Source organism: Leptospira fluminis, from assembly GCF_004771275.1.
In the GTDB taxonomy this organism is placed as follows: domain Bacteria; phylum Spirochaetota; class Leptospiria; order Leptospirales; family Leptospiraceae; genus Leptospira_B; species Leptospira_B fluminis.
The window spans coordinates 435,565-448,159 of record NZ_RQEV01000012.1 but is presented as its reverse complement, the minus strand read 5'-3'; the positions used below and the strand labels follow the sequence as shown (position 1 = coordinate 448,159).

Below are 12,595 nucleotides of genomic sequence, written 5' to 3'. Positions count from 1 at the left end.
CGAAAAGGGTCTGGGTCAACGCGAAAAAACGTAAAAACGAGATGCCAAAACCTAACGAAAAAACAGTCTGTCGTTAAGATGAATGCCAGCAGTACCTCGCGCCCGAAGTCTTCCGTAGCTCTATTAGAGGAAATGGAGAGGAAATACCGCGATATCCCCTTGGAAGCGATCGTTAAACAGGACATACTCAGACAGGGGATCCATTTTTTGCCGGAATCCTTTTTGGTGGAAGAAGAGTACAAGACGAAGGATTATTTCATCTTTTCTTTCGATCATATTCCTCTAGCCGATCTCAAGGAAGGCGCCGATTCCAAAGCTCCCGAAGAGATCAAGATCACCGGGGGTTATTTTCATCTTTTGCCCACGGTGGTTTCTACTCGAAACAATCCTAACTCGCCGTATCAGGTCCGACGTATTCCTCCGGGAGAAACGGGAGAAGGCGGACCGGGACTCTATTTAAACGATACTTTTTTGGGACAATTGGAGTATCCTCCCAAGCCCGCCTGGTACAGACACAGAACGAAATCGGGAAAGTTTCCGGGTGAAATCGCTCCGGTGATAGAATGGGGGTATCTGATCTATCTGACGGTATTTCGAAATTGCCAGTACTTCGGAAAAGAAGAAGAGTGCGCTTACTGCGATATCAATCACAATTACAGACAGCAGAAAAATGCGGGCCGTCCCTACACCGGAGTCAAGGATGTGGAAGATCTTTTGGAGGTATTGTCCTGGATCGATGCGGAAGATCGGATCGCTAAGGTGTATACGATTACCGGCGGTTCCGTCATCACATCTTTAAAGAAAAAGAACGAAATCGATTTCTATCTGGAATACGCAAAAGCCATCGAGGACAAGTTTCCCGGTAGATGGATGGGAAAAATCGTATCGCAAGCCTGGGAAAAGGAAGACTGTAAAAAATTCAAAGACGCGGGAATCCAAGTCTATCACCCGAATTACGAGGTCTGGGACAAAGAACTTTTCAAAAAGATCTGTCCCGGCAAGGAATCGTATATCGGAAGAGATACATGGATCCGCAGAATCGTGGACTCTGCGGAAATCTTCGGACCTTCTTATGTGATTCCGAATTTCGTAGGCGGGGTGGAACTCTCCCAGCCCTGGGGTTTTTCCACGGTCAAAGAAGCGGTGCAATCCACCGGCGAAGGCCTGGACTTTTTCATGTCCAAAGGAATCATGCCTCGTTTTACGGCCTGGTGTCCCGAACCGTACACCACGTTGGGCACACAGCCAGGACCTCCACTGGAATATTTTTGCGAACTACTGACCGTTTGGAAATCCACATTCGAAAAATATAACCTACCCGTACCTCCCGGCTACGGGGACCCGGGTCCAGGCAAGGCGGTTTTTTCGGTATCCGCCTTCATGGATGTTATAGGATATCCCGGGAGAGGTTGATTTTAATCCCCGCCGGAGGACGAGGATTTTTCCACTCGTCTCCATCCGTCGGCCCAGGCCGCAAAGGAATTTTGGTTTCGGGATTGCACATAAAGTTTCCCTTTACCGGAAAACTTGGCGACCAACCCTTCTCCGGACAGAAACAGGGATTTCAACCCTCCGATCCTGTCTATATGGTAATCCAAAGTGGTCTCGAAACCCACGATATGGCCGGTATCCACGATATACGTCCCGTCCACATCGACGGTATGAATCGCCCCAAAGCTGGAAAAAAATAGGTCTCCGGTTCCGCCCACTTTTAAGAAAAACAGACCTTCTCCGGAAAAAAATCCTTTGAATCCTCCCCACTTGCTGTCTATCACCAAGCCGGTCGAACCTGCTACGTACGCGCCTCTACTCAATATCAATTCTTCGTTGTTTAGGGAACGATGTTCCAAATCGCCTTGGGTTTCGGAGGTAAGGTACAGATCTCCGCCGTTTCCTTCCGCGGAAAAGGTGTTTTGAAAAAACGATTCTCCGCTGAGCAGAGCCCTTTTTGCCGAAGCAAAAATTCCGCCCTCCGCTTTCGTTTCCATTTTAACGTTAGGTGCCATTGCTACCATGGCGCCCGATTCCGCGCGTATGGATTCTCCGTTTTCCAGAGAAACCTTCAGCACGGGAAAATCCGGTTTTGCAAGTATTTCGTATTTCATCCGAGAGTCCGTCCTTATCTTTTCTTAGGGGGAAGTTCCGACCGGAACCAAGCCCCGAGTGTGGGCACATTTCTGGTTTGGATCCAGAGTCTTCCCTTTCCGCTGAATTTCGCCACAAGTCCTTCCCCGCCGAAAAAGAAGGATTTCCAACCGCCGAATTTCGTAATTTTGTAATCTAGACCTTCCTGGAAAGCGACTATATGCCCCGTGTCTACGATAAACTCCCCGTCCACATCAAGGGCCTCGATTCCTCCGTAACTGCCGATCAGCAAGGTTCCGACGCCGGAAAGTTTCAGGAAAAACAGGGATTCTCCGCTAAAGAACCCTTTCATTCCCTGGAACTTCGTATCCATTTCGATGGCAGGAGAAGAAGCCAAAAAGGAACTGGACTGCACGTATATGGTCCCGTTCAAATCCAATTTTTCAATATCACCCGGAAGAGTAGGCGCCAACAGTAATTCTCCCGGTTGGGCCGCCGAAAAAGTGTTCATCCAAAAGGATTCTCCCCCTAAAAAGGCCGCCTTTAAGGATTTCAGAAATCCTCCTTTCTGGGCCTTGTGGGTCTCTATTCCCAAATGGGAACTCATGCTCATCATTGCGCCGGCTTCCGCCTTGATGGATTCTCCGGAATCCAAATTGATTTTTGCCACGCTATAGGACGGTTTGTATAAGATATCGATTTTCATAATGCTACCTAGTCAATGGATTCGGATCATACGGGAAGTAGGCGGGTCAACCAACTGATGAAACCCGAAGGAACTCTGCTCTGGATCCAAATCGTTCCCGTTCCCGAAAAATTTGCGACCAGACCTTCTCCGCTAAAGAACGTGGACTTCCAACTTCCACCCGCCTTTCCTACGGTAAATTGCAAAGAGTTATCGAAAGCTACGATATGCCCCGTATCCACCGTATAAGCCCCGTTCACGGAGATCGGAAAAATGGAACCGTAAGCGCTTAAAAACGCCTTGCCGCTTCCGGACAATTCCAGCAGGAAAAGTCCTTCCCCGCCGAAAAGAGAGCGCAGTCCTCCGAATTTCGATACGACCTGGATTCCTTCATCGGAAGCGAGATAAGCTCCGGCTTCCACGAAAATGTTTTTTCCGCTCAGATCTATCTCTACGATATCTCCGGGTAACTCGGGAGCCAGTCCGATTTCTCCGCCGCTTGCAGGAGCCGTATACGTATTAAAAAAGAAGGATTCTCCACCTAGGAATTTTCTGGATAGAGCGGACAGGAATCCGCTCCCCATTTTGGTTTCGATTCCCATGCCGGAGCTCATATAAACCATGGCGCCCGCTTCCGATTTAATGGATTGACCCGGCCCAAGTCTCAATTTCAATAGGGAGAAGGACGGTTTGTGGCTAATCTGGTACTGCATATCGCGGTAATTAGAAATTAATTTCCTTACTCGTCAACCGGATTCCGACCTTCCAGCCTATTGACCGATTCGATTCAGCCTAAAAAAACGGATTTTCTTTGTATGAAATACGTCTTAATCACCGGAGCCAACCGAGGAATCGGATTCGAGCTCGCTAGAATTTATTCCGAGAACGGCTATGAAGTTCTCGCAGCCTGTAGAAAAGCCTCGGAACCCCTACGTCGATTAAAGGTTAGAATTTTCGAGGGGTTGGATCTGGGGGATTGGAGGAGTTTCGACTCCTTAGCGAACGAAATCTCCGGCTCTTCTCTGGACCTTCTGATCAATAACGCCGGTATCTTAATCCCGGACAATCTGGAAAGCATCGATTTTCAGGAACTGGAAACCCAATTCTTAATCAATTCCCTGGCCCCGATCCGACTCACTCATACCCTTTTAAGCAAGATCAAGGACGGCGGAAAGATCGCTTTTATCACGAGCAGAATGGGTTCGATTGGAGACAATTCTTCCGGCGGATATTACGGTTATAGGATGTCCAAAGCGGCACTGAACGCGGGAGCGGTCTCCTTGGCGAGGGACCTGAAAGCCAGAAACATCCCCATAGCCATTCTTCACCCCGGAATGGTAGCGACAGGAATGACCGGAAATCAGGGAATCCCTCCTAGGGAAGCCGCAGAAGGTCTATTCCGCCAGATCGAGAATTGCACCCTTTTTACCAGCGGTAAGTTCTTACACCAAACGGGAGAAGAAATCCCCTGGTAAAGGCCGGAGAAGCTCGAATTTCCGAAGCGGGTTTCGCCCGACCAAGTATCAAAAACAGGATTCCAGAAAGCATAGGCTTCGAAAAATAGGCTTAGAAACCGTTCAACGAAGGGAAACTTCCGAATCCTGAATTCTGTCTCTCTAAAACAACACTGTTGCAGAAAAGAGACAGAGCGGCGGAAATTTCTTGCGAATTATGTCTCCTTTATACTTAAACCCAGGTTATAGTCTCTTTCAGGAAGCCGTTTTTAAACCTCATTGGCATGGAAGTTGCTTTAATAGTACGAAAGGGCTATTTTCCCACCTTGGGGAACGGCTCGGAAAACAATCTGCGTGCAAGGAAGCGAAGTGACTCTCTTGGATAGGAACCGATGAATTTCACGGAACATAGAAAAACTCTCAAAGAAACAGTTAGAATTAAAGGGATCGGGCTGCACTCCGGAAAAGAAGTGAATCTTATCGCTCACCCTGCCCCGGTCGGAACGGGAATTATTTTCGAATATAGAAAAGGGGAAGATAAGGCGTCGATTCCCGTAGAACTCAGCAACGTGGTCGACACAAGTAATGCCACCACCCTAGGGGACGGGCAGTACAGGGTCCAAACGGTGGAACACCTGATGGCGGCAGTCTTTTCCCTAGGAATCACGGACATGATTCTGGAAATCGACTCCGTGGAAGTACCGATCATGGACGGTTCTTCCCTTCCGTTTTTGGAGGCTTTCGAAGCAGCCGGGTATACGGAATTCGAAGAAATGCAAGAACCGATTTATGTGAAAAACCCCATGTGGGTCGTGGACGGTGACAAATACCTGGTCATTCTTCCCAGCGACGAATGGAAAGTAACCTACACGATAGATTTCCCCCACCCTCTTCTCAAAGGACAGAATATAACGATTCGGCTGGACCGCGAGATACTCAAGAAGGAAATCCTGCCGGCTCGCACCTTCGGTTTTTTGAAGGATGTGGAGGCTTTGCAGGCCAAAGGATTGGCAATGGGCGGCTCTCTGGACAACGCGATCGTCCTGACCCAAGACGGATATCTCAATGAATCTCTCAGATACGAGAACGAGTGCGTTCGGCATAAGATTCTAGATTTGGTCGGAGATCTGTCTATAGCCGGAAGACCGATTATCGGACATTATTTAGCCTCCAAGGCAGGCCATGCCCTGGATGTTTCCATGGCAAAACTGGTCATGAGCTCCGAAACAGGAAACGAATTGGGCAAATACAAAAGCCGTCGTATTCCCCTCTTCAAGAGAAAGGCCGCAGCGGTTTAATCTCTCCTTTTCGATCAGGCGCCGATCGCAGGATCCTTTCTCGGAATTGAAAGAGGTCCGTCCGCGGTCGGTTTGTCTCCGTTAAAAAAGCTTGTCGGATCCGGAAACCGCAGGTATTCCTAACCTTCGCGGAAATTATCCTCCATGAACGGCAGCAGACGAACGACTTTTCCAGGGATCATCGCTTTTCCGGGGCGCTTTTACGGTCGCTGCGTAAAGATCGGAACGAAAAAAAGACATCTCGCACACGGCGCGTACGTTCACGAATCCGAGGTAGAAAAGGAACTATCCCGTCTGGAAAGAGCGGTTTCGGCGTCCCGCAAAGAACTTAAGGAAATCGTAAATAAACTTCGGGAAAAATCGGAAGATAAGGAACTTAAGGAGATCCTCGAAACTCAGGTGGTCCTGATGGACGACCCTACTCTATCGAATTCCTTTCGGGACCGAATTCAAAATCACAGTGAGAACGCCTTTCTTGCAGTGGAAAATTCCCTGCGCGAATGGTCCGAAAAATTCAGCAGGATGGAGAATCCCTTTTTTCGGGAAAGAGTCGATCATTTAAAGGATATTTCGAACCGCATTCTGGAAAACCTACTGGATAAAAAAGAGGAGGTTTCCTTCCTCGCAGAACTTTCGGAAGACGTGATCCTTGTGGCGAGAGAACTCACACCTTCCCAAATGATTCTTATGAATAAGGCCAGGATACGCGGGATCGCAACGGATCTCGGCGGAAAAACGGGACACATGGCCATCCTGGCACGCAACTACGGGATTCCCACCATTGTCGGGCTGAAACAATTTTACGGAAACGTAAAGGATAACGAGTACGTCTTTCTGGACGGAGAGAACGGGCTTATGGTCCGCTCTCCGACGATAGAGGAAGTGAAGTATTACGGAGCCTCCTCCCCCATCCAATTGGAGGACAAATCCCAAAAGAAAAGAAAATCGATCACCAAGGACGGAGTCAGGATTCGCCTAAAATGCAATCTGGAATCCGACGCGGATTGGGAACAGGCCAGAAAAATGGAAGTGGACGGAGTGGGACTGTTCCGGTCGGAGTCCCTATTCCTGAAATACCAGGACAGCAACGTATCCGGAGAAGAACAGTTCCAAGCCTACAAACGAATTACCGAAGGCTTGGATCCGAACCCCGTATACATCCGTACCTTCGATATCGGCGCGGATAAATTCTCGACGGGAGAAATCGAAGAGAACCCTTTTTTAGGAAACCGGGGAATCCGATACAGTCTGCAGAACCCGGATTGGTTTAAGGAACAACTCACCGCGATTTTAAGGGCGTCCTCTTTCGGGAACCTAAGCATTCTACTTCCCATGGTCACCAACCTTTCGGAAATCAAAAAAACAAAGGAATTGTTGGAAGAATGCAAAAGGGAATTGAACGCTAAAAGGGAGAAGTTCAATCGGAAAATCAAGATCGGAATCATGGTGGAAACCCCTTCCGCTGTGGCCTCTATGGACGTTCTAGCCAAGGAAGTCGATTTTTTTTCGGTCGGAACGAACGATCTACTCCAGTATCTGATGGCCGTGGATAGGAATAACGTGAACGTATCCGGCCTTTACAATCCGTTTCATATCTCCTTCTTACGAGCCTTACACCAAATCGTAAGCACGGCTTGGAAATATGAAAAACCCCTGAGCATCTGCGGCGAAATCGCCTCGGATACTAATTTTACGATTCTATTAATCGGATTGGGATTTCGGGAGATGTCCGTCTCTCTTCCCTTCGTCGGAGCCATCCGGAATATTCTGGCTTCCGTTAGCCTCAAGCAAGCGGACTTTTTGCTTAGAAAAGTGATGGAACTATCCGAATTAGAGGACTACGAAGCGATCGAGGCCTTCTTATTTAGCAAGCATCTCGAATAGGATCGTACCTTATTTTTCCGTTCTAGTTCGTCTTTTCCTCCGTTTCCTGAACGTATTCCATAGCAAGGAACAAAAAGGGGAAATGGCTTCTTTCCTTTTCCTGCAAGAAAATGGCGCAAGTCTCTTCCTTTCCCTTTAAGAACTGGAGATAGGATTGTTTTTCCGTGCGGCAATAAAAGCTACCCCGTAGGTCGGAAGCGGACGAGATTTCATTGACCCACTCGAGCAATCCCGGCAAGTCCCTTTCCAGCTCCTCTCCGGTAAGAAACAGAATTCTATAATTTCGTTCTTTCCAGTTACCGACCAACTGAAAACCTTTTCCCGCCATACCCGGAAATACCGAAACGGAATCCGCAGGGCCTTCGATCCTCGAGAAGACGAGAGAAGGAGTTCCTCCCAAAATCGTCGGAAGAAAAATATCGAAATCGATTCCGGCAAGTTCCTCTTTCCCTTCGATTCTGCAAAACCCCTTTTTAAATCCGGAGGTAAGCCCTTGGACTCGGATCTCTTTGCCTAATGAGGCTGCGAGTGCGCCCCGAGCCGCCAAAAATGCCAAATTCAAAACGGAGAGTTCCCGTATACGGGAGAAATCCCAGACCTCCGGATGTTTGAAAGCGGAGAAATACAGGTTATCTAGAGCATAAACGTCGGAATGACCGTAGGGCTCGAATACCGCAGAACGCGTAAGTGCCTGACTCATACCAAACCTATCGGTACGTTTTCATGAGTTGACGGTAAAAAAAAGCCCGCGAATGAACGCGGGCTTTCGATCTTTTCAAAAATGTAAAGTAGGGAGGACTATTTGTCCGTGTATACCTTTTTGATCTTATCGGCGTATTTTTCCGCGATCACGTGTCGCTTCATTTTCAACATGTTGTTCAACTCATCGCCTACTTCAAACGGTTTTGTGATCAAAAAGAAGGGGGTAACCTGCTCGAAGGATTTAAAACCGTTCTTTGCGTTATTCAGGTTTTTGATCTCCTTACGGAAGAAATCCGTTACCTTCGGATTTTCGATGAATTTCTCCTTATCCGAAAACTCTACCCCGTTCTCTTTGGCCCACTCCTGCAATTTTTCGAAGTCGGGGACGATAATGGCCCCCAGATTTTTCTGGTCCTGACCGATCACCATACACTGACTGATATACGGAGACTCCTGGAGCTTATTTTCGATAGGAACCGGCTCCACATTTTCTCCGCCCATAAGAACGACGGTGTCCTTCGCACGGCCCGTCAAGGTCAGGGTCTTTTTAAAATTGATCATGCCCATATCGCCGGTATTCATCCAGCCGTCGACCAATGCCTTAGCCGTCGCTTCCTCGTTCTTGAAATACCCTTTCATGACCTGGGGTCCTTTTACGAAAACGACTCCCTTACGACCCAACATTCCTTTGGTGATATGTCCGTTCTCGTCCACCTCGGTCAGTATTTCGTTGTTGTCGTTCCGGATCTGCAGATTCGTCTTCGGCACGATGGATCCGACGGAACCGATGATCAGTTTTTGGAAGGTCCGAACCGACAACACCGGCGAGGTTTCCGTCATACCGTATCCTTCCAGAACCTTAATCCCGATATTATTGAAGAACTCGTCCACATGTCTCGGAAGTGCTCCTCCTCCGGAAATGGATGCCTTGAGCTTTCCGCCGGTAGCGGTTCGAATCTTGGATAGAACTACCTTATCCAAGGTGGCGCTGTTCAGGAACAAAGCCAACGCGGAAACCGCATATAACGGCAAACTTAGGAAAGACAGTTCTGTAGGCGCCAACGAGTATGCCGCGATCGCGGTCAGGACGGTCAGAGTATACGGTCCGGTCAAAAGGAACTGTATAACCATTAGTATTCCGTAAAATACGGATTTGATCGAACTCCGCCCGTGATAATCCACTTCGTTGCCGGAAAGAAAACGCGCTGCCGCATTCTTTTTGTCGGAAAAGAAATATGCGATTTTGAACAACCCTCTACGCAATGCGGGAGTCTGACCGGGATCGTTGATCCGAGTATAAATTCCGTTGTAAATGTTTTCCCAGAGACGAGGAGCCGATCCCATGAACGTAGGTTTTACCGTAGCCAAATCCTGTCTCAGGTCCCGCACGTTCGTATAATAGGTGGCCGCCCCTATGCTGATGCAAACGTATTCGACTACTCTTTCGAATACGTGCCATACCGGTAGTATCGATAGAAGTTTCGCTTCCGCATTGATCTTCAACATCGGAGTCACGTTCAACACCTGATGCATCATATTCGAATGCATGAGCTGAACCCCTTTCGGTAATCCGGTGGTTCCGGACGTATAAATCAGGGTGAACAGATCGTTCGGTTGAATGCCGGCTACCCGCTCTTCCGCCTTCCGAGAACCGCCGGCACGCAGCTGTTTTCCTTTTTCGATCAGGTCGTACAATTTCAGGATTCCGGGAGCGGTGGATTCCCGATCCATCATAATGATCGTCTTCACTTTCGAAAGCTGGGATTTGTTCCGATTGAACTTTTCCAACATCTTGTCGTTTTCGATAAAGACTACTTCCGACTCGGAATGGCTGATGATATAAACGATTTCAGAATCCGTAATATCTGTCCCGCGAGGTACGTCCGCAGCACCGGACATAATGATCCCGTAGTCGGCGATAATCCACTCCAAGCGATTATCGGCCAAAAGGCCCACATGCTCCCTTGATTTGATCCCTAAATCGATAAGTGCTTCCGCCAAATTTAAACCATAATCGTACAACTGACCGTAGGTGACCGGATGATAGTTTTTCTGGGCGTCCTTGGAGTAAAAAGCGGGTTGGTCTTTGTATTTTTCCGCAGCCTCACGGAACAATTGGGCGAGATTCTCAGCCATGAATCATAAATCTCCTGATTTACTAAGGGGTTATTCTATGCGTCCCGGAGAACCCGGCATGCCCCCCCAGGTTAAAAGTAGAACCTGAGAGATAAATCCTTTTTTGGGCTTCCGGAACCTGAAACGGAAGTTATTTCATCGGCCCGTTAGCCACAATCAACTGTTTTACGGCGCTTCCAGCCAATTTCTGATCCTTCCTTGCAGAACGGGTAAATCCTTCTCGGAAATTCCATACTGGGAATGGAGACGTTTTCCGGAGGCGCTAAAAACGAATAGAGCGGGTTGTCCTTCGATTTTTAGAAGTTGTACCAACTTCCATTCCGGATCCAAAAAGCTAGGATACTCCATTCCGAAATCCTTTGCAGCCTGTTTGATCTCGGGCACGGTAAGATCGTTTTCCGTATTGATTCCGAACACTTTCGCATTCTTTCCGGTAAGGTCTTTTCTTAAGGCTTCCACCACCGGAACGGCCTTTTTGCAAGGCTCACACCAGCTCGCCCAGAAATCCAGTATTAGAACCTGCCCGCGGTATTCCGAAAAACTATGGGAATTCCCTTCCCAGTCGTTTAAGTGAATCTGATACAGGGGTGCCTCGTTCGGACGGGAACAGGAAACCGTCTGGAGGAAGGAAAACAGAAGAAAACCGATCGCGAACTTGCGGCGAAACATCATTTCCGTTCCAAAATACCGGGAGAAAAGTCCCGAGCAAGCCAAATCCGCTCTTCCGAGATACTCGAGGCGATCCTCCTTGCCAGCTCTGAGCCCACTTCTAGAATGGGACGACAAGATCGGAAAACGAAGTGTCCTCTTCCATTTATAATTATTTTCTCGACTTTTCCGAATTCGAGAGTTATCTAAAAGGGCGCCCCTTTTTCGGATCCGGTATTTCCGCCATCCCCGCATTCGATTCCAAAACCTCGGATTCCGCGGAAGCGACAATGGAGTGGTCGACCAAACGGGGCTTCCGCCTGGAATTGAAACACACCGAAAAAGTCCATCTCAGAAAAGAATGGAAGGAAACCGAATGGGAAAGGAAGGAAGATCTATTCCGATTTTTTCCGAATCCTTCCGAGGAAATTTTCTTCCAAGCTCTGGACAAAAATAGGTTTCATGTTCTCTGGAAATCGGAGAGAGGTATCGTTTTCTCCGGAACCCTATCCCGAAAGAACGCATCCCTCTTACATCGAATTTTCGCTTTTTTCACCTTGAAACGGTAGGTTTCGTTTTTCCTTTTTTTCCAAAAAATCCAAGAAGACCTTTCGGGTCAATTTTGCGGAAGCATTCATTTCAAACTTTCTGAGATCCGCTTCGGGAAGTTTCCAGGGTTTAGAAGAATACAGAGACATTTCTTCCGCCCAATCCTGCGGATTCGACAAGCCTTTGTATCGAACGGAGCGTCCGCCGATCTCGTGGAATACGTTCAAATCGGAAACTAGGCACTGCTTTCCATGAGCCAGCGCCTCCACTAAAGGAATTCCGAATCCTTCATATAAGGAAGGAAACAGAAATAAACCGGCCTTGGAATAAAGATAATGAAGCTCGGCATCGGTGGGAGATTCTATCCAGAGCATGGAACCGGCGGAAGTTTCCGATCTCATGTTTTCCACTAGGGCTTCCGTCCCCCATCCCGCCTTCCCCGCGTGAACCCAAAGGAGAGCCTTTTTCCCCGCCTTTTGTCTGTATTTCAAATAAGCTTCCCGCAAGAATCCGTAATTCTTTCTAGGTTCGACCGTGGAAACGGAAAGAAAAAATCCCGAGGAAATTCCGGCGACCCGTTCCGTCGGCGGCTTCCGGACCGAGATTCGGATTTCCTTGGCATCGTATCCGGGATATACGACCGAAATCTTTTCTTCGGGAATATGATAATACGACTTCGCCTCTTCGGCTACCGCGCGGGAAATCGGCAAAATCTTGTCTGCTCTTTCGGCGCTCCAGCGCATGTAAACGGATTGTTGGAATCTCGCGATCGGACGCATGGTCTCCGGAAATTTCCGAAGCACAAAGTCCACGCAAGTGATGACCGCCGGAACTTCTTTCGGGAAAAAAGGCGGAAGAAGTTGTTGGGTGCCCCAGAACAAATCAATATTCTTTTTTCGTAATTCTCGGGGAAGAGCGAGACTAAAATAAAGTCCCCCTTTGGAGGCGAGGAAACCTGTTCCGATCTCCTCCTGTACGTTCGGTAATTCCTTGAGATGCGCGTGACTCGGATGTATCGGACGATGCGAAAATAGAAGAAACCGAAAGCGCGGATCTCCTTCGAACCCTTTCAAAGTAGAGGCGATCAATCTTCCTACGCCCGAGACAGGCGTGGACAGAGGACGGGCGTCCACTCCTATAACGAAGTGTCGGCC

At 48.3% G+C, this 12,595-nt stretch carries 12 protein-coding genes; 5 read left to right on the top strand and 7 right to left on the bottom strand.

Annotation, left to right across the window (positions count from 1 at the left end; genetic code table 11):
* Positions 1–78 precede the first annotated feature (78 nt).
* Positions 79–1,413 (top strand): radical SAM protein, encoded by a 1,335-nt coding sequence (locus EHO61_RS14045; RefSeq protein ID WP_135814169.1) that lies wholly within the window; start codon positions 79–81, stop codon positions 1,411–1,413.
* Between the two features lie 2 nt (positions 1,414–1,415).
* Here EHO61_RS14045 and EHO61_RS14040 read toward each other — a convergent pair whose 3' ends face one another.
* From EHO61_RS14040 to EHO61_RS14030, 3 genes are read right to left on the bottom strand one after another with little or no spacing between them, the layout of a single operon-like run.
* Positions 1,416–2,105, bottom strand: a complete 690-nt coding sequence (locus EHO61_RS14040) for a TIGR00266 family protein (protein ID WP_135814168.1) — start codon at positions 2,103–2,105, stop codon at positions 1,416–1,418.
* Between the two features lie 14 nt (positions 2,106–2,119).
* The gene (locus EHO61_RS14035; RefSeq protein WP_135814167.1) at positions 2,120–2,791 is read right to left on the bottom strand and encodes a TIGR00266 family protein; all 672 of its coding nucleotides are present in this window, start codon (positions 2,789–2,791) and stop codon (positions 2,120–2,122) included.
* A gap of 26 nt (positions 2,792–2,817) precedes the next feature.
* On the bottom strand, positions 2,818–3,483 hold the full coding sequence (locus EHO61_RS14030) for a TIGR00266 family protein (RefSeq protein WP_135814166.1): 666 nt from the start codon (positions 3,481–3,483) through the stop codon (positions 2,818–2,820).
* Between the two features lie 102 nt (positions 3,484–3,585).
* On the opposite strand from EHO61_RS14030, the gene EHO61_RS14025 reads away from it, so the two are divergent.
* The 3 genes from EHO61_RS14025 to ptsP all read left to right on the top strand — a co-directional run bounded on the left by EHO61_RS14025 (position 3,586) and on the right by ptsP (position 7,406).
* Complete coding sequence (locus EHO61_RS14025) at positions 3,586–4,245, top strand: SDR family oxidoreductase (protein ID WP_135814165.1); 660 nt, start codon at positions 3,586–3,588, stop codon at positions 4,243–4,245.
* A 371-nt stretch (positions 4,246–4,616) separates the two neighbouring features.
* Positions 4,617–5,522 carry a UDP-3-O-acyl-N-acetylglucosamine deacetylase gene (gene lpxC / locus EHO61_RS14020; RefSeq protein ID WP_135814164.1) on the top strand — a complete coding sequence of 302 codons (906 nt, stop codon included), beginning with the start codon at positions 4,617–4,619 and terminating at the stop codon, positions 5,520–5,522.
* 144 nt (positions 5,523–5,666) lie between these two features.
* On the top strand, positions 5,667–7,406 hold the full coding sequence (gene ptsP / locus EHO61_RS14015; protein WP_135814163.1) for a phosphoenolpyruvate--protein phosphotransferase: 1,740 nt from the start codon (positions 5,667–5,669) through the stop codon (positions 7,404–7,406).
* Between the two features lie 22 nt (positions 7,407–7,428).
* Here ptsP and EHO61_RS14010 read toward each other — a convergent pair whose 3' ends face one another.
* From EHO61_RS14010 to EHO61_RS14000, 3 genes are all read right to left on the bottom strand, one after another.
* Positions 7,429–8,106 carry an LIC11631 family protein gene (locus EHO61_RS14010; protein WP_135814162.1) on the bottom strand — a complete coding sequence of 226 codons (678 nt, stop codon included), beginning with the start codon at positions 8,104–8,106 and terminating at the stop codon, positions 7,429–7,431.
* Between the two features lie 98 nt (positions 8,107–8,204).
* Positions 8,205–10,244, bottom strand: a complete 2,040-nt coding sequence (locus EHO61_RS14005; RefSeq protein WP_135814161.1) for an AMP-dependent synthetase/ligase — start codon at positions 10,242–10,244, stop codon at positions 8,205–8,207.
* Positions 10,245–10,409: 165 nt separating this feature from the next.
* On the bottom strand, positions 10,410–10,916 hold the full coding sequence (locus EHO61_RS14000) for a TlpA family protein disulfide reductase (RefSeq protein ID WP_135814160.1): 507 nt from the start codon (positions 10,914–10,916) through the stop codon (positions 10,410–10,412).
* Positions 10,917–11,044: 128 nt separating this feature from the next.
* On the opposite strand from EHO61_RS14000, the gene EHO61_RS13995 reads away from it, so the two are divergent.
* Positions 11,045–11,461 (top strand): hypothetical protein, encoded by a 417-nt coding sequence (locus EHO61_RS13995; protein WP_135814159.1) that lies wholly within the window; start codon positions 11,045–11,047, stop codon positions 11,459–11,461.
* Here the strand turns inward: EHO61_RS13995 and EHO61_RS13990 are convergent.
* Positions 11,423–12,574: a glycosyltransferase family 4 protein gene (locus tag EHO61_RS13990; protein WP_425460356.1), complete on the bottom strand. Its 1,152-nt coding sequence runs from the start codon at positions 12,572–12,574 to the stop codon at positions 11,423–11,425. The genes EHO61_RS13995 and EHO61_RS13990 overlap by 39 nt on opposite strands.
* Between the last annotated feature and the right edge of the window lie 21 nt (positions 12,575–12,595).

What these genes read in the sequence shown, in the direction of transcription:
- EHO61_RS14045 (WP_135814169.1), top strand. Translation starts at nt 79, where the DNA reads ATGAATGCCAGCAGTACCTCGCGCCCGAAGTCTTCCGTAGCTCTATTA.
- EHO61_RS14040 (WP_135814168.1), bottom strand. Translation starts at nt 2,105, where the DNA reads ATGAAATACGAAATACTTGCAAAACCGGATTTTCCCGTGCTGAAGGTT.
- EHO61_RS14035 (WP_135814167.1), bottom strand. Translation starts at nt 2,791, where the DNA reads ATGAAAATCGATATCTTATACAAACCGTCCTATAGCGTGGCAAAAATC.
- EHO61_RS14030 (WP_135814166.1), bottom strand. Translation starts at nt 3,483, where the DNA reads ATGCAGTACCAGATTAGCCACAAACCGTCCTTCTCCCTATTGAAATTG.
- EHO61_RS14025 (WP_135814165.1), top strand. Translation starts at nt 3,586, where the DNA reads ATGAAATACGTCTTAATCACCGGAGCCAACCGAGGAATCGGATTCGAG.
- lpxC (WP_135814164.1), top strand. Translation starts at nt 4,617, where the DNA reads ATGAATTTCACGGAACATAGAAAAACTCTCAAAGAAACAGTTAGAATT.
- ptsP (WP_135814163.1), top strand. Translation starts at nt 5,667, where the DNA reads ATGAACGGCAGCAGACGAACGACTTTTCCAGGGATCATCGCTTTTCCG.
- EHO61_RS14010 (WP_135814162.1), bottom strand. Translation starts at nt 8,106, where the DNA reads ATGAGTCAGGCACTTACGCGTTCTGCGGTATTCGAGCCCTACGGTCAT.
- EHO61_RS14005 (WP_135814161.1), bottom strand. Translation starts at nt 10,244, where the DNA reads ATGGCTGAGAATCTCGCCCAATTGTTCCGTGAGGCTGCGGAAAAATAC.
- EHO61_RS14000 (WP_135814160.1), bottom strand. Translation starts at nt 10,916, where the DNA reads ATGATGTTTCGCCGCAAGTTCGCGATCGGTTTTCTTCTGTTTTCCTTC.